The following is a 22,966-nucleotide window of genomic DNA, read 5'->3' on the forward strand; positions in this document are numbered from 1 at the left end:
ACGATGGCGGAAGGGAACCACGCGTACCCATCCCGAACACGACCGTTAAGCCTTCCAGCGCCGATGGTACTTGGACCGAAGGGTCCTGGGAGAGTAGGACGTTGCCAAGCAAGAGCCCACTTACAGGTGGGCTTTTCTTATCTTTTTATCGTGTTTCTACCTATTATATAGGTGTTACATACGGGCCCTTAGCTCAGCTGGTTAGAGCGCACCCCTGATAAGGGTGAGGTCGGTGGTTCGAGTCCACTAGGGCCCACCACTTATGAAATTGTTGCTCTAAAAAAATGCTTGACGAATTTAGCAAGACAAGATAAAATTCTTTCTGCAGCACCAAATGGGGCCATAGCTCAGCTGGGAGAGCGCATCGCTGGCAGCGATGAGGTCAGGGGTTCGATCCCCCTTGGCTCCACCATCCTATTCCCTGATAGCTCAGTTGGTAGAGCACTCGACTGTTAATCGAGTTGTCACAGGTTCGAGTCCTGTTCGGGGAGCCATACATATAACAAGAGCCGTAAGGCTCTTTTTTTGATGCTTTCAAAAGCTGCACAGGCCGCAAGCCGCCTTATTCATAAAATAACGCTACCTCCCTCGCGAAAGACTCGATTGAGCGGCCGGACACTGAGTTTAATTTTGGGTTGGTTCTCCTCCTAATCAATTGCCCGCTCAAGGTTGCAATTGACCCGCGTTATACGGCGACGCCCCGTGTGGTGGGAGGGGGCCGCGGGATGCAAGAACAGCCGCCGCGCTCTTATATCGACTCTCCGGGAATTGAATTCCTTGATCCCTTAATAATTGCTCCACTCTTCAGCCGATTCTCTGACTTTTAGGGGAGCGGTTTTTTACTTTTTGGTGATAGGAATAAATAAAAGTTCTTTTTAGCGGATTATTAAAATATAGTGAAATAAACCTTTATGTAAGCGCTTATAAATTCTTTTCTTGAGCAGCCAGCTGTACCAAAAATAAGGAGGGCAAGCCATGGCAGACGGAAGAAGAAAGAAGTTGAGCGTCACGGCGGTTTTGTTAAGTACGGCACTGTTATTCGGATGTTCCGGCCAGAGCGCAAAAACGACACCGGGACCGACCCAGTCGGGAAAAGATGCGGGCAACACTCCGGCCGCTAAAAAAACGATAACGATTACTTATAGAGATGATGGAATTGGCGAGCAGGGCCCCATGTTTAAATGGATCAAGGAAGTAGCGGCCAGTTATCCGGATAAAAGCGTGGAAATCAAACCGACCCCGATTCAGGCGTCCGAGGGGGATTATTTTGCCAAGATCGCATTGGCACTGAAATCAAAGGGTACGGCACCGGATATAGTGACGGAAGACACGTTCATTCTGAACTCGGATGCAAGTGCGGGGTACCTGGAACCGTTGGATGACAGGCTAAAAGGATGGGAAGATTGGACAAACGGCTCCTTTATCGAAGCTATGAAAAAAGGGGTAACTGCGAGCGACGGCAAGGTATATGGTGTCCCTTACAACACGGATTCGAGGGGGCTGTGGTACAACAAGGAGATTTTCAAAAAAGCCGGACTTCCCGAAAATTGGCAGCCTAAGAACTGGGATGAGGTTTTGAACGCGGCAAGGACTATCAAGCAGAAAGCACCGGATGTGGTTCCGATCTGGATGAATATGGGCAAAGCAACGGGAGAAGCCACTTCAATGCAGACTTACGAAATGCTGCTCTACGGTACAGGGGAGAGGTTGTACGACGATGCGAGCGGAAAATGGATCGTGAAGAGCCAAGGGATTGTGGATGCGCTCGGCTTTATCGAAACGGTGGCAAAGGAAAAGCTCGGACCGCCGCTGTCCAAAGTGCTGAACGGCCAAGCAGGAAACACGGCTACACGCGAATATCTGCCGAAAGGCAAGCTGGCGATCTCGCTCGACGGGTCCTGGATCACCGGCAATTATCTGGAGAGCGGAGCGGCACCCTGGCCGGCTTATAAAGATGTGCTCGGGTTTGCGCCCATGCCTACAAGCAAAGGCCAGGCCCCCGGTTCGATCACGCTAGCAGGAGGGTGGGCCTTGTCGATTCCGAGCCATGCGCAGCATAAAGACGAGGCATGGAATTTTATCAAACACGCACTGAATAAAGAGAATACCCAGAAGCTCGTAATCGCATCCGGCAATATAACAGTCCGGGCAGACGTAGCGAAAGATCCGGGGTACACGAAAATGCCGTTTAATGAGCTGGCAACCGAATATTTGAAGAATGCCGAGTTTAGGCCCGCGCAGGATAAATATCCGGAAGTGTCCACTCAGATTCAAACGATGGTCGAATCGGTGGCAACGGGGACAGCGCCCGCGGCGGCTTTAAATAAATATACGCAGGATGTAACCCGGATTGCGGGCGCGGAGCATGTCACGGAAAAGTAACGTCAGTCAGGGTGCCTGCTCAGGATTCGTTTAAGACGGCAGGAGGGGGCGGGAACGAAGAGGAGGACCACCGTCAAGCGGTGCCGCCTAGCGCGCCGGCTGCCTGGAACGAAGCTTGAGCGGGTTCTTGTTCAGTTAAAATGCGGGAGGGGATGAGGATGGGCAGTTTGGCGGCCGAAAGACTTTACAGGAAAAAGCGAACCTCTTCGTGGTTTTATTTTTTGCTTCCTTCGATAGCGATTATGCTTGTGTTTTTTATTTATCCGATATTGCTGACCTTCTATTATTCCTTTACGAATCTGGCCTTGACGGGGGAAGCCGCGAAAGAACTGAAATTTACCGGATTCGATAACTATGTGCGTATGTTCCAGGATCCTACGGTCAGAATCAGCATCTGGAATACCCTCGTTTTTCTGATCGGATCGGCGGTTATCGGCCAGCAGGTGCTGGGTTTTCTGATTGCGCTCCTGATGAAGCACAAAAATAAGCACTTCCGGCGGGTGATCGGAACCATCGTGCTGGCAGGCTGGGTAACCCCCGAGATTGTTTGCGCTTTATGTTTGTACAGCTTTTTCGGGGATGAGGGGACTTTGAATGCCATCTTGGCGTTTTTCGGCATTCCGGTCGTTACATGGCTGTATACCGTTCCGATGGTTACGATTATTCTGGCTAACATCTGGCACGGGACGGCGTTTTCCATGCTCGTCTTTCAAGCGGCGCTGGATGATGTGCCTGCGGAGATCGAGGAAGCGGCCATTGTTGACGGAGCGTCCAGGTGGCAGATCTTGATAAAAATTATTTTGCCCCTTATAAAAGGAACCCTGACCACCAATATGATGCTGGTTACTTTGCAGACTTTGGGCGTATTCGGGCTCATCTACGCGATGACTGGAGGAGGACCGGGAACCTCGACGACGACACTGCCTATTTTTATGTATAACCAGGCGTTCGTGAATTATCAGCTCGGGTACGGGACGGCCATATCGCTGCTCCTGCTGCTTCTGGGCATTATCTTAAGCCTGTTCTACATCCGCGCGATGAAAGAGTAAACTTACAAGGAGAATACCGTATGAATACGAGCCAGCGTAAATGGATGTATCGAATTCTGCCGTATACGATTCTTGTTTTCATCGGAATCTGTTTTATTCTGCCCCTTCTATGGGTTCTGGTGGCATCTGTTGATTCCAATGCGATGCAGTCGCTTAAAATCCCCCAGCGGCTGACAGGGACGAATTATGTGGAGGTGATCTCCAATCCGGAAAACCAGCGGGCCTATATGATCGGCCTCATCATGTCCCTCGGCCAAGCCGTGCTCGTCGTTATTCTGGCCCTGCTTGCGGCCTACCCGCTGTCCCGGTATCAATTAAAGTATAAAAAACCGTTTATGCTTACTGTGCTGTTTATGACTTCGCTTCCGATTACGGCGGTCATGGTTCCCGTTTATCAATTGTTTCTGACCACCAAGCTGTATGACAATATTTTCGGCGTTATTTTATTTTTCGCGGCTTCGTCCATGCCGTACGGCATCTGGATGCTGAAGAACTTCATGGACTCGGTGCCGGGCGAGCTGGAAGAAGCGGCCTGGATTGACGGAGCGTCCGTGTTCACAGGCATCCGCAAGGTAGTGGCGCCGTTAATGGTTCCGGGTATTTGTACGGTAGCGATTTTTACGTTTTCGGGAAGCTGGGGCAACTTCTTCGTTCCGTATATCCTTCTGCAGTCACCTGAGAAGTTTCCGGTAGCCTTAAAGTTGTATCAGTTTTTCGGGCAGTACGGGATGGCCGATTACGGCAAATTGGCGGCGTTTTCGGTCCTGTACGCCATTCCGTCCGTCATTCTGTATATGCTGTCCCAGAGATTCATGTCGAAGGGATTCGGTCTGCAGGGGGGAACGAAAGGATAGGGGAACCCGGCACCGCTGCCGCTTATATGAGAGACCGGATCTTATAGGCTTTGGGGTTTCAAAAATAAACCGCCTGAGAGGTTCATGACCTCGGGGCGGTTTTTTATTTTCCGGAAAAAGGGGCAGTGAACAAAAAGACGAATCTCCGCATACAAATTGGCACCTTTGACACCTTCGGCTGAAAACAGCGGCGCAGCAGGTGCAAAATGACACGAAGATACCAACAAGCGTCGGTGTGGAGATTCTTTTCTTTCCGGTACAATTTTATGTAAACGCTCTCTTCACGAGCAGGAACTACAAATCCAAGGAACAATGGGGGGCTGCAACTATGAATTTCGATCTGTCTGTGGTGCCATTCAGCCGCTTTGGTTCCTATTTCGCCCTATCGAGGCTGCCGCAAAGCGATAAACGCAGCGAAGGGCTTTACGTTCGAATGATCCGCGGGGGCGACGAGCAGGCCGGTGTCTTGTTCGGCATCACCCTCATTGATCCGAAGACCAGGGAAGCGCTGACTGATTACAGGGTGGAGGCTTCCCCTGTCAAAGTTCGTCTGGAAAGCGAAGCCGGCTGGATGGAATGGTGCATTCCGGAGCCGGACTGCATCCGTGTCAGAGGCGAAGGGATCGGGCTGAAACTGACGGCGGAGCTCAGCGCCTACGATTACGCGCTTCCTTACCGGGAAAGAGGCTGGGAGCTTAACAGCTTTTCGCGGGAGGTCCGGATTCTGCTCTCGCCGCTGCTCGGTAGTTTCGAGCCGGATGTAGTCTGGGGCGGACTCCGTGCCAAGCATATTTCTTTCGTGGTGGTTCCCGGCGGAGAAAGTCACTCGTTCGATCTGTCTCTCGAAGAATACCGGACGGTCCCCGGACAGCGCGGCGGATATTCATATGAAGAAGCCGAGGCTATGGCGGGCCAGGACTGGGAACAGTGGCTCGCCCGCACGATACGAACGCCGGAGGACTGGGATGAGGCGCGGACGCTGGCTGCCTATATTACGTGGTCCTGCGTCGTACGCGCGGACGGCTATTTATCCCGTCCCGCGATGTACATGTCCAAGAACTGGATGACGAATATTTGGAGCTGGGATCACTGCTTCAATGCGATGGCACTGGCCGGAACGAACCCGGACCTGGCTTGGGATCAGTTTGCGATATTTTTTGACCGGCAGGATGAAAGCGGTATGCTGCCGGACTTTTTAAACGATAAATATGCGCTCTGGAACTGCTGTAAACCGCCTATTCACGGCTGGACACTGAACTGGATGATGGAGAATTCGTCGGCGGTCACGGATGCGCGGCTTCGGGAAATTTATGAACCGCTCGGCAAATGGACGACGTGGTGGTTCCGGTACCGAGATGACGACAATGACGGAATTCCGCAGTACAATCACGGCAATGACAGCGGCTGGGACAACAGCACGGCGTTCCTGACGGATATTCCCGTAGAGAGCCCGGATCTTTCGGCGTTTCTCGTCATCCAGATGGAAGTGCTGGCCGTCGCGGCTCGGAGGCTCGGCCTGGACGAAGAGTCCGAACGCTGGTCGGCCAGGGCCCGCGAGCTGCTTCAGAAGCTGATCGGACACTTCTGGGATGAGAAGGAAGGCCGCTTCATGGCCATGCGTTCCGGTTCCCACGAGCGCTCGGCCGGAGACAGCCTGCTGTCGTTCGTCCCGATCGTGCTGGGAAAAAGGCTCCCCGGTTCTATCCGCGAGAAGGTGATCGCGGATTTGAAGCAGCCGGACCGCTTCCTGACCGGCAACGGGCTGGCGACGGAGAGCACGTCCAGCCCGTACTATGCGGCCGACGGCTACTGGCGCGGCCCGATCTGGGCCCCTTCCACGATGCTGATCGTGGAAGGACTCCGCGGAGCGGGCGACGAGGAGTTTGCCTCGGAGCTGGCCCGCAAGTTCTGCCGCATGGCGGCGAAGTCCGGTATGGCGGAGAACTTCGACGCCGTAACCGGCGAAGGGCTGCGCGACCGGGCGTTCACGTGGACGTCGAGCGTTTTCCTTCTGCTGGCCGGCAGCTGCAGGGAAGAAGAGATGGTTTCCGGGGCGGCATCCGCAGACAGTCCGGAGTAGGAGGGCGGCTGCATCGCGCTCCGTGAAAGTTAAAACGGGAACGGTAAGCGATACAAGCACGAAAGCGATGCAAGCGCGAAAGCATACCAAGCACGAAAGCATAGCAAACACGAAGCAAACCAAGGGGGTAAATCAGATGACAACGAACACTTCTCCGCTGGATTTAACCGGAAAAACGGCCCTGGTAACGGGAGCCGCTTCGGGAATCGGTCTTGCGGCCACTCAAACGCTGGCAGCAAACGGGGCCAAGGTCATGCTGCTGGACATGAACGAAGCCGGAGGGCGCGAAGCCGAGCGTCTCCTTACGGAGCAGGGGCATTTCGCCCGTTATATTCCGTGCAACGTAACACGGGCGGAAGACTGCAAAGCCGCGGTCGAAGCGGCGGTTCGGGAGACGGGCAGAATCGATATTGTCTTCAACAATGCAGGCGTGATCCGGCGGAAAACCGTTGTGGAACTGACGGAGGAACAGTGGGATCTCGTGATTGACGTTTCCTTGAAAGGAACTTTCCTTCTGTCCAAATACGCTATCCCGGAGATGGAAAAGAACGGCGGCGGAAGTATTATCAACACGGGATCGGGCTGGGGGCTGAAAGGCGGCGACCAGGCAGCCGCTTACTGTGCGGCCAAGGCGGGCGTAGTAAACCTGACCCGCGGAATGGCGATTGACCACGGCCCTGCCGGAATTCGCGTAAACTGCGTCTGTCCGGGAGATACGGATACGCCGCTTCTGCGCGACGAAGCCAAGCAGCTGCACCGGGATGAGGCAAGCTTCCTCGTATCGTCCGCGGAGCGCCCGCTGAACAGGCTGGGGACGCCTCAGGATATCGCTAACGCGGTGCTGTTCCTGGCAAGCGGAATGTCCGCCTGGGTCACAGGCTCGGTTCTCGTCGTGGACGGCGGAGGATTGGCGTAAGCTTTTGCGGCAGAGAACTTGGGGGATTGTGCTTGAGAACTTGGGCGCGGGCAGATCTGGGACAGCGATAAGCAGGTAAGTCTGTAACAGGTGCAGATGCCGGGCAAAGAGCTGGCAGGTTTGCAGTACGGGCAGATCCGGGGCAGCAATAAGTAGGTAAGCCTGCAACACGGGCAGATGCCTGCGCATCGACTGATCAGTAAATTTTGTGACATTTGCCTAGAAAAAAGGCGATTGCGATTAGACTTCACACGTGAGCAATTTTGACCGGCAAGTTACCCTTAACTTTTTCATCAGGATCTAACATTCCATCATTAAGCAGACACAGGGAGGTTTTCCGATGGCAACCAGGCAGTCTTCATCCCATCCATATATACCGAACACGGTATCCGACGTACAAAAAGACATGCTCCAAGTGATCGGAGCGGCTACTATCGAAGAACTATACCGCATGGTACCGGAATCTTTGCGCTACCGCGACAAGCTTCAAATCGGTCCGGCCTTGAACGAATACGAGCTTCAGCGCCACATCGAAACGCTGCTGAATCGCAATCTTCATGCCCGGGAGCGGCTCAACTTCCTCGGGGCGGGCTGCTGGCAGCATTATGTGCCTGCGGTATGCGATGAAATCAGCCAGCGTTCGGAGTTTGTGACCGCGTATGCGGGAGAGCCGTACGAGGACCACGGGCGTTTTCAGGCGCTGTTCGAGTATCAGAGCCTTTTGGCCGAGCTGGTCGACATGGACGTCGTCAACGTCCCGACGTTCGATTGGGCCCAGGCGGCTTCCACCGCTCTTCGCATGGCGGCACGAATGAACGGCCGCAGCGAGGTGCTGCTGCCGGCGACGACTCATCCGGACCGCCTGCTTATCATCCGCAACTACCTGTCGCCGCAAATCCGCTGCACCCTCGTCGGCTGCGACCCCGCGACAGGACTGCTGGATCTGGGCGATCTGCGGAGCAAACTGAGCCCGGATACCGCGGCCGTCTATATCGAGAACCCCTCCTATCTCGGTCACATCGAGGTCCAAGGGGAAGCGATCGGCAAGCTCGCGAAGGAAGCGGGCGCCGTGTTTGTGGTCGGCGTGGACCCGATCTCGCTGGGCGTCTTGAAGCCGCCTTCCCGCTATGGCGCGGACTTGGTCTGCGGCGACTTGCAGCCCCTCGGAATCCGCATGAACTACGGCGGAGGCCAGGCCGGTTTCATCGCTTCGCGCGACGAAGAAGCTTACGTGATGGAATATCCATCCCGGCTGTTCGGCATCGCGCCGACTTCGGTGGAAGGCGAGTACGGCTTCGGCGACGTGGCGTACGAGCGGACTTCTTTTGCGAAGCGGGAAAAAGGGAAGGAATCCGTCGGCACGCAGACTGCGCTGTGGGGAATCACGGCAGGCGTCTATCTGGCTCTGATGGGGCCGCAGGGAATGCTTGAGGTGGGCCAGACCATCGTTCAGCAGGCGGAGTACGCCAAGAAGCGCCTGTCCGAAATCGAGGGCGTAAGCATGAAATTCAGCGCGTCTACGTTTAAGGAATTTGTCGTTGATTTTAATTCGACAGGCAAAAGCGTGGCGGAGATCAATAAGCTTCTGCTTGAGCAGGATATTTTCGGAGGCAAGGATTTGTCCGCCGAATTTGCGGAATGGGGACAGTGCGCGCTCTACTGTGTAACGGAAATCCACACGAAGCAGGATATCGATACCCTCGCGGCGGCGCTGAAAAACGTGCTGAGCCGGGCCTGACATTCTCCGTGTGTCATAAGAAGCGGCGGGGGAATGGCGGAGGGATGAGAAGCGTTCACGGCAAATGAGCCGGGAAAATTACTGCTAACCTATAGAACCAACCAATAGAACAACCACCGATGAGAGGGGATATCGGCACCATGATCAAACGAATCGAACGAAACAGCAAGGTCCGCAAGTTCCACCAGGCGAAATGGGATGAGCCGGTTATATTCGAACTGCACCGTCCGGGCGAGCGGGGGATTCTGGTACCGGCGGCGGAGCCGGAGGTGGAAGCCGAGGTGGGCGACGGCCTGTCCGCCCTGCCGGCGTCCATGCGCAGAGAGACGGCTCCGGCCCTTCCCGAGATCGGCCAGGCCAAGGTGCTGCGGCACTATCTGCGCCTGTCGCAGGAAACGCTGGGGTCCGATTTCAACGTCGAAATCGGCCAAGGCACCTGCACCATGAAGTACATTCCGCGGATTAACGAAATGCTTATCCGCAGCCCCAAAATGATGGACCTTCATCCGCTGCAGGATCCGGACACGGTGCAGGGCATGCTCGAAGTCTATCACGGCCTCGACTTGTGCATGAGGGAAATATCGGGCTTGGACCGGTTCTCCTTCCAGCCGAGCAGCGGTACGCAGGCGCTCTTCGCCATGGCGTCCATCGTCCGGGCTTACCACGAAGCGAACGGGGAAGGGGAGAAGCGCGACGAGATTATCACGACGATCTTCTCCCATCCGTCTCAGGCCGCAACCGCAGCGGTAAAAGGGTACAAAATCATCACGCTGTACCCGGATAAGGACGGCTTCCCGGATCTGGAAGCGCTGAAAAACGCGGTGTCCGAGAGGACGGCAGGTTTTGTCGTGGCGAACCCGGAGGATACCGGAATCTTCAACCCCCGGATCCGCGAGTTTACGGAAGTCGTGCACGAAGCGGGCGGAATCTGCTTCTACGACCAGGCCAACGCGAACGGGCTTCTCGGCATTGCGCGTGCAAAAGAAGCGGGCTTCGATATGTGCTTCTTCAACCTGCACAAGACATTCGCGGCGCCTCATATGTGCGGGGGACCCGCAACCGGAGCACTGGGCGTGACGGCACAACTGGCGCCGTTCCTGCCGGGCCCCGTCGTGGAATACGACGGCAGCCGTTACAGCCTGAGCGGGGAAACCCCGGAAAGCATCGGCAAAGTGCGGATGTTCCACGGCGTGGCCCAGACGGTGCTCCGCTCGTATGCCTGGATTCGCGCGCTGGGGCCCGAAGGACTGCTGGACGTGGCCAAAACAGCCGTGCTCAACAACAACTATTTGTACGCGAACATTTTGAAAATCAGAGGCGCCAGCGCCCCGTATGTGGAAGGCGGACGCCTGGAGCAGGTACGCTACAGCTGGGAACAGCTGGCGAAGGAGACGGGCGTGACGACCGAGGATGTCCAGCGCAGGATGTGCGACTTCGGGCTGCATTACTGGACCAGTCATCATCCGTATATCGTTCCGCAGCCGTTCACACTGGAGCCGACGGAGTCGTACTCCAAAGAAGATCTCGATGAGTACCTGGACGCGCTGCGCCATATTTCGCAGGAAGCATACGAAAATCCGGAGATCGTGAAAAGCGCCCCCCACAACAGCACCGTGCACCGCATCGACGAATCCAGCTTCGACGATCCTAAAGAGTGGTGCATCACATGGCGTGCCTATCTCAAAAAAACAGAGCCGGCCGGGGCTGCCCGCTAAGGAGTCCCGCGCACGGAAGCGGGGCACCGTACTGACGACGTTCAGGCAGCGGGCCCCGCTGGGTTATATTTCAAATTCCATAGAGCGCGGGGAGGCATGTGCACACAGCCTTCCCGTGCTATAATCATTTTACGGAAGCGCTTACTTTACTGCATGCGGGGGAGATTACGTTGTCTAGACACCTGGGCCTACTGCCGATTCGTTTACGCCGGAGCCTGCAGGGAAAGCTGGTGCTGCTGATTTTGCTGGTCGCCATTATTCCCCTGTTGTCTCTGGGTTATGTACTGTATACCAAATCTTCGCAGACGATAAACGAGCAGTTCGGGCGCTACGGGGAAAACACGGTCTCCCAGCTGCAGGTGCAGATCGATTCGACGCTGGCTCAAATGAAATATACGGTCGGAGATATTTTGTCCTACCTGCTGGACCCTAACTTTACGGTTCTGCATGAAGAGATTCCGACGACCTATTTGGGCTTTAAAGAAGAGCAGCAGCTCGAACAGTATTTAAAAGCCCATAAAACGCTGGATACGAAAGGTATTTTCATTCTGACGAAGTCCGGCTATTATTACGGCGAGCGTATCGCCAATACGGATCTCGTGGAGGAAAGCCCCTGGTTCGGCGAGGAACGCACGGGGTACCGGTTCAGCATTTACGAGCCCAAGCAGTACAGCGGCACCTCCAACGTTCCGGGCGAAAAAGTGATCGGCCTGCTTTTTCAGATTCATAACCAGGTGGGGGCGCTGGAGGATGCAAGGGTGCTGATCGAAGTAAAAGCCGAAAAGCTGCTGGATATGTTCCACGAGTACGAGCGGGATACGGGAGCTTTTCTGACTATATCGGATGAAGGGCGCATTCTGTATCAGACGGCGAAGCCTTATACAAAGCGTGACGACGATGTCGTCTGGACGAAGCAGTCGGAAGAAACCGATTGGAAGATCGAAGTGCGGACGCCTTACCACCACTTTTACCAGTCGTCTCTGCTGATCCGGACGTTTACGTTTACGGCCGTCAGCTTGTCCATTCTGTTGGCTTTCGTTCTGGCGTACTTCAGTTCGCTGCGTTTCCTTAGCCGGATTAAAAAAATGAAAGATTCCATCCGTGACGTCTCGCTCGGGCGCCTGGATACCCGGATCGTCGTCGACTCCGAAGATGAAATCGGGCGTTTGGGCCGCAGCTTCAATCACATGGTTGTCCAATTGCAGGATTTGTTCGGAGAAGTCAAGCGTGTGGAGCGGCAGAAAAAAGAAGCGGAGCTAAGGGCGCTCCACCACCAGATCAATCCCCATCTGCTGATCAATACACTTGCTTCCATCCAGTGGAAAGCGCGGATAGCCGGAAACACCGAAGTGCAGCAGATGATTCTGCATTTGACCAAGGTACTTGACGGAAACCTGAACTTCACACGTGAACTGGTAACCTTGAAAGAGGAGCTGGATGTGATCCATCATTACATGAATCTCCAGGAATACCGGTTCGGCCATGTATTTACTTACCGCATCGATACGGGGGAGCTTGCTCTGGATCAGGTCCGCATCCCGCGGATGACGCTCCAGCCTTTGGTGGAAAATATTTTTTTCCATGCGTTCGAGGACGGGGCGGGGATGATCGAAATCAAAGTGCGTGAGCAGGGGAACGCGATCCGGTTGAGTGTGTGCGACGACGGCAAGGGTATGGAACCGGAGGCGGCCCGGCAGCTTCTGGCCGATCCCGGAGAGACGGCCGGCCGCAAGAAACGCAGTATCGGCATCTATAACGTCGATCAGCGGATCAAACTGCATTTCGGCGATAAATACGGGCTGGATGTAAAGTCGGAGCCGGGAAAAGGAACATGCATCGGGATTATGCTTCCGAAGGAGGAGGAAACGGGATGAGCGATACATCTATACGTGTACTGATTGCCGACGATGAAGTGATTATCCGCAGGGGGCTGATCAGTACAGTGCCCTGGGAACGTTACGGAATGGAGGTTGTGGCGGATGCGCCGAACGGGACCCGGGCCTGGGAGGCTTTCCTGGAGCATGAGCCGGAAGTTGTCATTACGGACATCGTAATGCCGGGGATGACGGGAATCGAGCTGATCCGCAAGATCAAGGAATACGCTCCGCAGACAAAAGCGCTCTTGCTCAGCTGTCACCGCGATTTCGAATACGCCCAGCAGGGCATCAAGTACGGCGCGTCCGGTTATCTGCTCAAAACCGATTTCAGCGACGAGGAGCTGGGAGACTACCTGGAAGGTTTCCGCGGCGAGCTCCGCAGGCCCGGACAGCAGGCGTCCGCGCAGCCCGGCCGAGCGGAAACGGCCGGCGCAGACAACGTCGCGGGCGTGGAAGGAGCGCTCCGCGAATGGCTGCACGGCATCCGGGACCGCTTTCCCGCCGAGCTGGAGAGGCTGCTCGAAGGGCAGTGGCGGTGGATGCGCGAGCCGACGGTGCCTTACCTGATCGGCTGCGGAGGCACGGCGTCGGCGGACGCGGAGGCGGCGGGGCAAGGCGCCACGGCCGCACCGGGCCCCGCCACCTGCGCCGCGAGGCTGGCCGCAGGGCTCGCCTCCGCGGGCCTCTGCGCGGCGGCCGCCCTCAGCGGGCAGCATGTGCTGCTGCTCGTCCCGGAGGGAGAGCGGCAGGCGTGGAACGCCCGCCTGTGCGCGCGCAAAGCGGCGGACCCGCAGCTGCGCTGGACGGAGGGCGCGGCGTTCTCCGGCGCCGAGGGCTGGCTCGCGGAAGTGCGCCGCCTGCACGGCCGCATCGAGCTGGAGACGCGCCACCGCGTGCGTATCGGCGAATGGCCCGAACCGATTGCCGCGGCGGTGCGGCTGATCGTCGAGCAGGCGGATTCGCAGCTCTCTGTCGCGGAAGCGGCCCATGAGGTCGGCCTGAGCCGCAGCCATTTCAGCACACTGTTCAAACGCGTGGTAGGCGAAAGCTTCGTGGCGTTCACCTGCCGTACGAAGCTCGGAATCGCTTCGGAGCTGCTCGCCACCTCCAAGCTGACCGTGCAGGACATCGCGGACCGGGTGGGCATGCCGGATGCGAAATATTTCAGCAAATGGTTCAAGCGCTGTACGGGCCAGACCCCGAGTCATTACCGCACGGAGCGGCGGATGACGGACGCGCGCTAGCCGGACCTGCCAATGCGGTTTCCCGGAAGGGAAACCTTCTTTTTTTCCCCGGTGAAGGATCGCCGGATAAAAACACCCCCTCGCGCCGGACGTATTGGCACCTTCCTCGGGAGCTGCCCGGAGAGCGGGCAAAGCGGCACTTTTTTTCGGACATTCTTCCGTTTTGAAAACGCTTTATTTGCCGTAAACTGAAATCAATTCAACGCATTCATCTCATCACACCTAAGATGTTTATGGGGGGAACTTTATGAAAAAGACGCTCGTTCTCGCGCTTACCGGATCGATGGTTACCGCTCTTGCCCTGTCGGGGTGCAGCTCCAAGCAGGGAGAGGCTCAGGGGGGAGGAGACTCCGGCGCCGGCGGCAAGGTGACGCTGCGCTTCGCGACCTGGGATACCGGCGATCTGCTCAAAATCCAAGAAACGATCGCCAAAAACTTCGAAGCCAAGCATCCGAACGTCAAGGTGCAGGTCGAGGCTTACGGGGACGGATTCGATCAGAAACTGGCCGCTTCAATCGGGGCCAACAATGCGCCGGATGTGATGTATATGTGGGATTTTCCGACGTATTACAAAAACCTCGAACCTCTGGATGAGAGGATGAAAAGCGATGCGACACTGAAGCAGGACGATTTCTACCCGGGACTGCTCAATTACGTCAAAATCGATGGAACCGCTTACGGAGTGCCGGCGGGGTTTACGACAAGGGTGATGTATTACAACAAAAAGCTGTTTGACGAAGCGGGCGTTCCTCAGCCTAAAGAAGGCTGGACGTGGGACGAATTCAAAAGCGCAGCCCAAAAGCTGACGAATCCGGCCAAAAAGCAGTACGGCTTCGGAGTGCGTGCGGAAAACGATCCGTACGATCTTCAGGGAATCGTCTGGAGCAACGGCGGCAGCTTTATCTCGGATGACGGCAAAACGATCGAAGGCTACATGAACGGCAAGCCGGCGGTCGAGGCGATCGGTATGATCGGCGATCTCGTCAAATCCAAGACGGCCGTGATTGTAGGCGGCAAGAACCAGCAGTCGGGGGACGACATTTTCAAAGCGGGCAAAATCGCCATGTGGGAGAGCGGCATCTGGCCGCTGGACGGCTTCAAGGAAGCCAAGGTCGATCTCGGAACGGTATCCATGCCTGTCTTCCCGGGCAAGCCGGTTAAAGGCGTAATCGCCGAATCTGCGGTCTCGATGTCCAAAAACTCCAAGCACAAGGAAGAAGCGTGGGAGTTCATCAAATATTACGCTTCCGAGGAAGCGATCAAGCTGCGGACAAGCGACCTGCCGGTGCGCAAAAGCATCGTGGAAGGCAACAAGCTCGACCAGGATCCGGTGTACAAGGCGTTCTACACGATGCTCGAAGCGAGCGACAATACCCCGGCTTTCCTGCTCAGCCCGAAATGGAACGAAGTCAACCGCAATTTAACGTCAGCCATCAACGCCATTATGCTGGGACAAAACGCCAAGGATTCGATGGATACGGCCGTACGCGATTCGCAAAAGTTTTTCAAATAACCCGTTAGGGAAACGGAAGTGAGCCCATGCAACCGAACACCTTGAAGCTTCAAAAAGGCGTGCGGCGCAGCATCTGGAGAAGAGGCAGGCTAACCCCCTTCCTCTTCATTCTTCCCTGGATGATCGGGTTCGTGGCTTTTACGCTCGGACCCCTCCTGTTTTCGCTCGTCATTTCCTTTTACGATTGGCCCATTGTCGGCGAACGAACCTTTGTCGGCTTCCAAAACTATGTGAATATGTTCACAAACGATCCGTTGTTCTGGCACTCCTTGGGCGTAACGGTCCGATTTGCCGCCATATTCGTGCCGCTCAATCTCGCTATCGCTCTTCTGCTGGCGGTTCTTCTCAATCAGAATGTCCGGGGAAGCGGTATTTTCCGCACCGTGTTCTACCTGCCTTCCGTCATCTCGGGCGTTGCCCTGGCGATGATCTGGGCCTGGGTATACAGCGGGGAATACGGGATTCTCAATTACTTCCTGTCCCTGGTCGGAATTACCGGACCGGATTGGCTGCGTGAGCCGAACTGGTCGATGATCGCGATGGTCGCCGCAAGCTTGTGGGCGCAGGGGTCCATGATGCTGATCTTCCTCGCGGGACTGAAAAACATCCCCGGTGATCTGTACGAAGCCGCCGAACTGGACGGTGCGGGCGCGTTCAAGCGGTTTATCCGCATTACGTTTCCCATGCTGGGGCCGACCCTGCTTTTCAACCTGATTACGTCGATTATCGCCGCTTTCCAGCAGCTTACGCTCGCGTTGACGCTTACGGGCGGAGGGCCGCTGAATTCGACTTACTTTTACGCCATGTATGTGTACGAGAACGCTTTTAAATATTTCAAAATGGGTTATTCCGCAGCCAACGCCTGGGTCATGTTCGTAATTGTGCTGGCGCTGACGATGATGGTCTTCCGCTCCACCTCCATGTTCGTCTATTACGAGGGTGAACTGAAGAAGAACAAAGCCCGGAAAACGAAGCGCAAAGCGCTGTAAAGACGATTGCGAGGTGAAGACATGAAGAAAGTACTCACATATGCCCTGCTGCTGTTTTTCTCGCTGCTGTTCCTGATGCCGTTCTTCTGGCTCGTTACGACGGCTCTGAAAAGCCCGGAAGAGGTTTACATGTATCCGCCCAAATGGATCCCGTCCGAGCTTCATTGGGAAAACTTCGCGAAGGCGTGGACCATTCAACCTTTTAATGTGTTTCTGAAAAATTCCCTGACCGTTACCGTGCTATGCAACATCGGCCAACTGATTTCATCCTCGCTGGTTGCGTACGGCTTTGCGCGGTTCCGCTTTAAGGGCCGGGAGGCCCTGTTCATGGTCGTGCTCGCCACGATGATGATTCCGTGGGACGTGACGATGATCCCGCTTTACATGGAGTTTAATTTCCTGGGCTGGATCAATACGCTGAAGCCTTTGATCGTCCCGTCCTGGTTCGGCTCGGCGTTTTACATTTTCCTGCTGAGGCAGTTTATTATGACCATTCCGACGGAGCTTGAAGAGGCGGCGAAAATCGACGGTGCGGGGGATCTGAAAATTTTTACGAAAATCATCATTCCCCTGATGTTTCCGGCGCTCGTGCTTGTCAGCGTCTTTAATATGCTGGACACGTGGAACGATTATCTCGGGCCGCTCATTTTCCTCAACGATGCGAGCATGTATACGCTGACGCTCGGTCTGGCGCAGTTTAAAGGGATGTTCGGTGTCGACATGACTTCGGTTATGGCCGTAACGACGATCATCTGTCTGCCTCCGCTTGCGGTGTTCTTCCTTGCCCAGCGGTATATCGTGGAAGGCATTTCGATGACAGGCATCAAGTAAGGCCGATGTCCCTGTAAGGCTGGAATGAAGGGGAACAAGGGCTGAACTATCCCAAGTAAACCTGCAAGCAAGGAAGTTAACCGCAAGTTTCGGACAGCAAGGAGATTGGACAGATGTGTTTAATTTTCGCAGCAGCAATACAAGCATGACAACCGGAGTCCGGCGGTTTCTGGCGACGGAAGCGCTGTACGGGATCGGAATCGGGCTGTATTCGCTGGCCCTGAATCTTCACCTGCTGGCGCTTGGCGCAAGCGGGGGCCAGATTGCAAGCATATCCGCCGTGGGCATTCTGATCATGGGGATCGGTGCATTGCCCGCCGGTATGCTTGCGGGAAAAATCGGCCGCAAGCCCATGCTGCTGACGGGTTCGATGCTCGTTGCCGCAGGAGCGGCCCTATTCGCCACCGGACGCAGTCTGCCGGTCTGGTATGCGGCCCAAGCGGTTGCGTCAGCCGGATTTATGTGTATCGAGACGACGGAAATCCAGCTGCTGTTCCGCTATTGCCGCTCCCGCCGTGAGGAGAGCCGGGCCTTTCACGGGATGTTCGCGGTGTTCACCGCATTCACCGGACTCGGCAATCTGCTCGGGGGCATCCTCTCCCGGGCGGACGCTTCCGCCGCAGGCCACGCCCCGTCGCTCTATGCTTCCGCCGTATGCATCGCGGTGCTGTCTCTGCTCCGCCTGAAGCTGCTACCGGCGGAACGGGCGGCGGGAGGCAGCGGCGGGAAGGCTTTGCCGGAGATAGGCGGCTCCGGGGGCGGTGACCGTCCGGGACCGGCGGCAGCGGCGGCAGCCGGGAGCGGATTGCGTCCCGGAGCCGAAGCCGCTGCGGGAGCCGCAAACGGCGACTGCGGTGCAGCGGAAGCCGACGGCCTGGGCCGCGACATCACGAATAACGGTACCGGGAACGGTGACCTTATGAGCGGATCAGCAGCGGAGGCAACCGGCAGCGGCTTATATGCCCCGGCCGATAGGGAAACCGCAAACGGGAGCGCGTTCGCAGCAAAGGCTGACAACCGTAACCGTGTCATCGCTGATGCAGCCGCCGCCCCCCTGCCAGACGCCGTAACCGGAATGAGTGGCGCCGAGGAGCAGCACGCACCGGGCGATGGCCCGGCGAAGCCGTCCGCATCACACGGGGGGCGGCAAACACATGTGGTTGACCACCGTCATGTGACGCCGAGGGCGGATTCCCTGCCGCGCTTGCCGCAGGGAATCCGCAGGCTGCTCCGCAATCGCTCGCTCTGGCTGCTCCGCAATCGCTCGCTCTGGCTGCTCCGCAATCGCTCGCTCTGGCTGCTCGCCGCCAACGCCTGCCTGATCGGTTTTGTCTTCTCGTTCATCGGCCCGTTCATGAACGTGTACCTGAAGTTCAGGGCGGCATGGGAGGACGATCTGATTTCTTACGTGTACACGGTCAACGGGCTTGTCCTGTTTGCCGCTTCGCTGGCCGCTCCCAAAATCATGGAGCGCTGGGGAGCCAAAGCCGCCTTTACAGGCGCGTTCCTCGGCAACGCGGGTCTAGCATTTCTGCTTCTGATCGCGCAGCCGGCGCCGGTATTTGCGGCCTTGCTCGTTCTCCGGAGCGGAAGCTTTTCGCTGCTCGGCAATCTGGTCGACAGCGAAACCATGTCTTCGCTGCGAGAAGAGGACCGCAATTTGTACGCGGGAATGCGGGCCGTTTTCCGCTGTGTCGGGTCGTCTCTGTCGACGATGACGGCGGGTTTTTTTATGAATGCAGGCGATTACCACACTCCGTTTCTCATTGCGGGCGTGCTGCTGATCGTGAATTATACCTATTTCCGCAGCCGTGTGCTGCCTTTGATCATTAGACGCGACGACAATCTAAGGGGTAAGCCCCAAGCAGGAGGAGCATAGACATGAAGGAACTACATTTGCAGCGCCGGGATTGGGACAATCTCGACGTGCTCGAGCGGGACCGTCTGCCGGCCCGGGCCAGTTTTATTCCCTACGAAGAAGAAAAAGAAGCTCTGACTTACGCCGGAGATCGTTCGGACCGGACGCTACTTCTAAACGGCACATGGGCTTTCCGTTACACGAATTCGCCCGAGGAAGCGCCGGCCGGTTTTTATGAGCCGGAGTTCGACGCGGCCGCCTGGGATCGCCTGCCCGTGCCGAGCTGCTGGCAGCTGCACGGATACGGCGCTCCCCATTATACGGATTTGTATTATCCGTTCCCTGTTGACCCTCCGCGCGTGCCCGCGGCCAATCCTACGGGCAGCTACCGGAGAGAGTTTACCCTGCCTGCCGATTGGACGGACAAGGACGTGGTCATTCGGTTTCACGGAGTAGACAGCGCCTACAACGTCTGGCTGAACGGGGAGTATGTCGGCTATAGCGAAGGGAGCAGGCTGACGGCGGAATTCGATTTGTCGCCTTTTATCCGCAGCGGCCGGAATGTTCTTGCCGTGCAGGTGTATCAGTGGTCGGCCGGAAGCTACCTGGAAGACCAGGATATGTGGTGGCTTAGCGGCATATTCCGCGATGTCGTTCTTGTAGCCCGGCCGAAGCTGCATCTGCAAAATGTCCGGGTACACGCCGGGCTGGATGAAGCATGCAGACACGGACTTCTCCGTGTGAAGGTGACGGTAGCGAAGGCGGCGGCCGGACGCGCTGCTCTTATCGGCGATCTAAACGGCGTACAGGCCGGAGAACATACAGGAGAGCACGCAGCAGAACATGCGGGAGAACATACAGCCACGCTAACCGGAACGCAGCATGGGGGCCAAAGCAGTTCTCAGACCGGAGCTGGGTCATCGGCCGATACGGCTTCCCGTCCGTTCACTCTGGTCTGGAAGCTGCAGGACCGGGAGGGGAACCTTATCGTCTCCGGTGAAGAAAGCGGGATCACAAGCAGCGGGGGAGGGGAAACGGAAGCGGACGGAATCGCGGGTACGGAGAAGGAGCGGTCATTTGCGATTGAAGCGGAAATCAAGGAACCCCGCAAATGGTCCGCGGAAACGCCTTATTTGTATGACTTGATCGTCACTCTGCTGGACGAAGAGGGAGAAGTGCTTGAAACGACAGCGCTGAAAACCGGTTTCCGCCGCATCGAGGTCAAAGGCGGCCTCATGCTCGTAAACGGGAAAGCGATTCGTCTACGCGGAGTGAACCGTCACGACCATCACCCCGATACAGGCAGAACCGTCACACCGGAAACGATGGAGAAGGATATCCGCATGATGAAGCAGCACAACATCAATGCGGTGCGGACGGCTCACTACCCGAATGACCCGCGCTTTTACGACCTGTGCGACCGGTACGGCCTGTATGTCATGGACGAAACCGATCTGGAAACGCACGGCTTCGAGCTGATCGGGGACGCTAACCGGCTCAGTGCCGATCCGGCGTGGGAGCATGCCTATGTGGACAGGATGCGGAGAATGGTCATGCGGGATGAAAATCATCCTTCGATTATCATGTGGTCACTCGGCAATGAATCGGGCTTCGGCTGCAATCACGAGGCGATGTACAAGTGGTGCCGCTCCTACGACTCTTCCAGGCTCGTTCATTACGAAGGAGACCGCGAAGGAAAAGCCTGCGATGTGTTCAGCACCATGTACTCGTCTCCCGAGAAAATGCGCGGGTTCGGAGAAATGAAGGAACTGGACAAACCGCATATCTTATGCGAATATGCCCATGCCATGGGGAACGGCCCCGGCGGGCTCCAGCACTATGAGGAGCTGTTCAGAACGTATCCGAGGCTTCAGGGAGGATTCGTCTGGGAATGGATCGATCACGGACTGCGGCGGAAAAAAGCGGACGGCCGCGAATATTTCGCTTACGGCGGGGATTACGGCGATCAGCCGAACAACGGCAACTTTTGTATCGACGGACTTATCACGCCGGACCGCACGCCGTCTCCGGGTCTGATGGAATACAAGAAAACGATTGAACCGATATCGGTAGAGATCAAAGGATGGGAGCCGGACAAAAACCAAGGGGCCGCCGAACTGATTATCCGGAACCATTACGATTTTATTTCGCTTCAAAATTTCCGCTGCACGTGGAAGCTGGAGGCGGACGGCCGCCTCGTTGGCGGGGGTCCGGCCGAACTGCCGGACCTGGCTGCCGGAGAAGAGGGCACTCTACGTATTCCCCTTCCCGTGCCGGCGGCAGACGAAGGTGGCTCGGCCGAATACTGGCTGACCGTGCGCATCGTGCTGGCTTCCCCGGCCGCTTGGGCGGAGGAAGGCCACGAGATTGCGTGGGCGCAGTTTCCGCTTCATGCCTGCTCAACGGAGAAGGCACGCAGCGGAAAAGCGACAGGAGAATCGGAGAGCGACTTGTCCGGGGCGGTGATAAAGTCCGCCGTCGTGTCTTCCGCAGGAGCGCTTGCGCACGATGAGGCCGTTCAGGCAGCCAACACTGCTGACGCCATCCGGGTCGAAGAAGCGGACCGCGAGCTCACCTTGACGGGAGCGGACTTCACGCTCGTCTTCGACCGGGGCCGGGGGCGCATCGCCTCCTGGCGGCACGCGGGCACCCCGGTGATCGCCGAAGGCGGCGGACCGCGGCTCGCCTTGTGGCGCGCCCCGATCGACAACGACATGTACGTTGTCGCCGACTGGCGCAAGGCGTGCGTGCATATGGCGGCCGACGATGTGCGCGGCAGCGGCTGGGAGCGGCTTGCGGACGGCTCCGTCCGCGTGACCGTCTCCATCCGTACAGCACCGCCCGTGTACGCCTGGGGCTTCTCCTGCACGTGGGCCTACACCGTTCGTCCCGACGGGACGGTGGATTTGTCCGTGCAGGGCGAACCGGACGGCACGCCGCCGGATATGCTGCCCCGCATCGGCCTCCGGATGGAGCTGCCCGGCAGCACGGACCGCGTGACCTGGTACGGGCTCGGCCCGGGGGAATCTTACCCGGACAGCAGACAAGCCGCGCGGATGGGCTTGTACGACGCCGCGGTCGACGACCTGCGCTTCCCGTACGTCAAGCCGCAGGAAAGCGGCAACCGTTCCGACGTGCGCTGGGCGTTCCTGCGCGGCGTGCAGGGCTCCGGGCTTATGGCGTCCGGCCGGCCGGTCTTTGACTTCGGGGCCAGCCGCTACACGCCGGAGGACCTGGAAGCGGCCTCCCACGAGTGCGATCTGATTCCGCGCGATTATGTCACGCTTCATCTGGATTACAAGCAGAACGGGCTGGGCAGCAACAGCTGCGGTCCGAAGCAGCTTCCGCCGCATGTGCTGGAGCCGCAGGCTTTTCAGTTTGCGGTAAGGCTCAAGCCTTTATCCGGCGATGCTGACCCTGCACAAACAGCGGCGGCACTTCGTTCGGGCGGCATAAGCTGAGCAAGAACACCTCCAAATCAAACACGTCCGATGCTCTTGTGAGCAAGGGCGTGTTTTTTGTGGCTTTAACCATTCATGGGCCTGCGTTTGCTAGCCACTTTCAGGATAAGTGGGGTGCGACCGACTGCCGCGCAGCTCCGTAACGCCGCCTGTGAATCGCGCGCATTGGAAGAATGGAGAGTCATGCCCGCGTATACGAATATATGTCAGCGCAGTGTTTGGCGTCACATGACGGTGGTCAACCACAATGAGAGTCCTGCTTTTGCATGCGAATTTATGTTCCTGTATCATGCTCGAAAATGTACACCCAGTGATCCGGATACGTTCTGCCACTTTTCAAGCGTGATCTCCGAAATCCTTGATTTTACTAGGAAAACTGCAATTTTATCCGTTCAAAACAGCATGCCCATATAGCGGAAATTTCTAGGATATTTTGGATAGAAGAAAAAGCTTGTAATC

Annotated in this window: 14 protein-coding genes, 3 tRNA genes and 1 rRNA gene; all 18 read left to right on the forward strand. The window is 56.8% G+C overall.

Features of this window, described 5'->3' with window-relative positions; all coding sequences use genetic code 11:
- Window positions 1-110: ribosomal RNA gene (gene rrf, locus AC58P5_RS25345) — 5S ribosomal RNA — on the forward strand; the annotation flags it as partial.
- Between the two features lie 72 nt (window positions 111-182).
- Window positions 183-259, forward strand: a tRNA-Ile gene (locus tag AC58P5_RS25350).
- Window positions 260-336: 77 nt separating this feature from the next.
- Window positions 337-412: transfer RNA gene (locus tag AC58P5_RS25355), tRNA-Ala, on the forward strand.
- A 6-nt stretch (window positions 413-418) separates the two neighbouring features.
- Window positions 419-494 (forward strand) — tRNA-Asn (locus AC58P5_RS25360).
- 481 nt (window positions 495-975) lie between these two features.
- Entirely contained in the window at window positions 976-2,382 is a 1,407-nt protein-coding gene (locus AC58P5_RS25365; RefSeq protein ID WP_497391594.1) for an ABC transporter substrate-binding protein, read from the forward strand.
- A gap of 158 nt (window positions 2,383-2,540) precedes the next feature.
- Window positions 2,541-3,431 (forward strand): carbohydrate ABC transporter permease, encoded by an 891-nt coding sequence (locus tag AC58P5_RS25370; RefSeq protein ID WP_497391596.1) that lies wholly within the window; start codon window positions 2,541-2,543, stop codon window positions 3,429-3,431.
- Between the two features lie 20 nt (window positions 3,432-3,451).
- Window positions 3,452-4,285, forward strand: coding sequence for a carbohydrate ABC transporter permease (locus tag AC58P5_RS25375; protein WP_497391598.1), 834 nt, complete (start codon window positions 3,452-3,454; stop codon window positions 4,283-4,285).
- 328 nt (window positions 4,286-4,613) lie between these two features.
- Entirely contained in the window at window positions 4,614-6,365 is a 1,752-nt protein-coding gene (locus tag AC58P5_RS25380; protein WP_497391600.1) for an amylo-alpha-1,6-glucosidase, read from the forward strand.
- 136 nt (window positions 6,366-6,501) lie between these two features.
- Window positions 6,502-7,281 (forward strand): SDR family NAD(P)-dependent oxidoreductase, encoded by a 780-nt coding sequence (locus tag AC58P5_RS25385; RefSeq protein ID WP_497391602.1) that lies wholly within the window; start codon window positions 6,502-6,504, stop codon window positions 7,279-7,281.
- A 340-nt stretch (window positions 7,282-7,621) separates the two neighbouring features.
- Complete coding sequence (gene gcvPA / locus AC58P5_RS25390) at window positions 7,622-9,019, forward strand: aminomethyl-transferring glycine dehydrogenase subunit GcvPA (protein ID WP_497391604.1); 1,398 nt, start codon at window positions 7,622-7,624, stop codon at window positions 9,017-9,019.
- Between the two features lie 140 nt (window positions 9,020-9,159).
- Window positions 9,160-10,734: an aminomethyl-transferring glycine dehydrogenase subunit GcvPB gene (gene gcvPB / locus AC58P5_RS25395; RefSeq protein ID WP_497391606.1), complete on the forward strand. Its 1,575-nt coding sequence runs from the start codon at window positions 9,160-9,162 to the stop codon at window positions 10,732-10,734.
- 170 nt (window positions 10,735-10,904) lie between these two features.
- A complete protein-coding gene (locus AC58P5_RS25400) occupies window positions 10,905-12,608 on the forward strand; it encodes a cache domain-containing sensor histidine kinase (RefSeq protein ID WP_497391608.1) in 1,704 nt (567 codons plus the stop codon).
- Entirely contained in the window at window positions 12,605-13,855 is a 1,251-nt protein-coding gene (locus tag AC58P5_RS25405) for a response regulator transcription factor (RefSeq protein WP_497391610.1), read from the forward strand. Before AC58P5_RS25400 ends, AC58P5_RS25405 begins: the two co-directional genes overlap by 4 nt.
- A gap of 247 nt (window positions 13,856-14,102) precedes the next feature.
- Window positions 14,103-15,368, forward strand: a complete 1,266-nt coding sequence (locus tag AC58P5_RS25410) for an ABC transporter substrate-binding protein (RefSeq protein ID WP_497391612.1) — start codon at window positions 14,103-14,105, stop codon at window positions 15,366-15,368.
- Window positions 15,369-15,394: 26 nt separating this feature from the next.
- Window positions 15,395-16,357, forward strand: coding sequence for a carbohydrate ABC transporter permease (locus tag AC58P5_RS25415; RefSeq protein ID WP_497391614.1), 963 nt, complete (start codon window positions 15,395-15,397; stop codon window positions 16,355-16,357).
- 21 nt (window positions 16,358-16,378) lie between these two features.
- Window positions 16,379-17,188: a carbohydrate ABC transporter permease gene (locus AC58P5_RS25420; RefSeq protein ID WP_497391616.1), complete on the forward strand. Its 810-nt coding sequence runs from the start codon at window positions 16,379-16,381 to the stop codon at window positions 17,186-17,188.
- A gap of 115 nt (window positions 17,189-17,303) precedes the next feature.
- Window positions 17,304-19,067: an MFS transporter gene (locus AC58P5_RS25425; RefSeq protein WP_497391618.1), complete on the forward strand. Its 1,764-nt coding sequence runs from the start codon at window positions 17,304-17,306 to the stop codon at window positions 19,065-19,067.
- A gap of 2 nt (window positions 19,068-19,069) precedes the next feature.
- Entirely contained in the window at window positions 19,070-22,507 is a 3,438-nt protein-coding gene (locus tag AC58P5_RS25430) for a glycoside hydrolase family 2 TIM barrel-domain containing protein (protein ID WP_497391620.1), read from the forward strand.
- Window positions 22,508-22,966 lie beyond the last annotated feature (459 nt).

This window comes from Paenibacillus sp. JT31N7 (assembly GCF_059692095.1).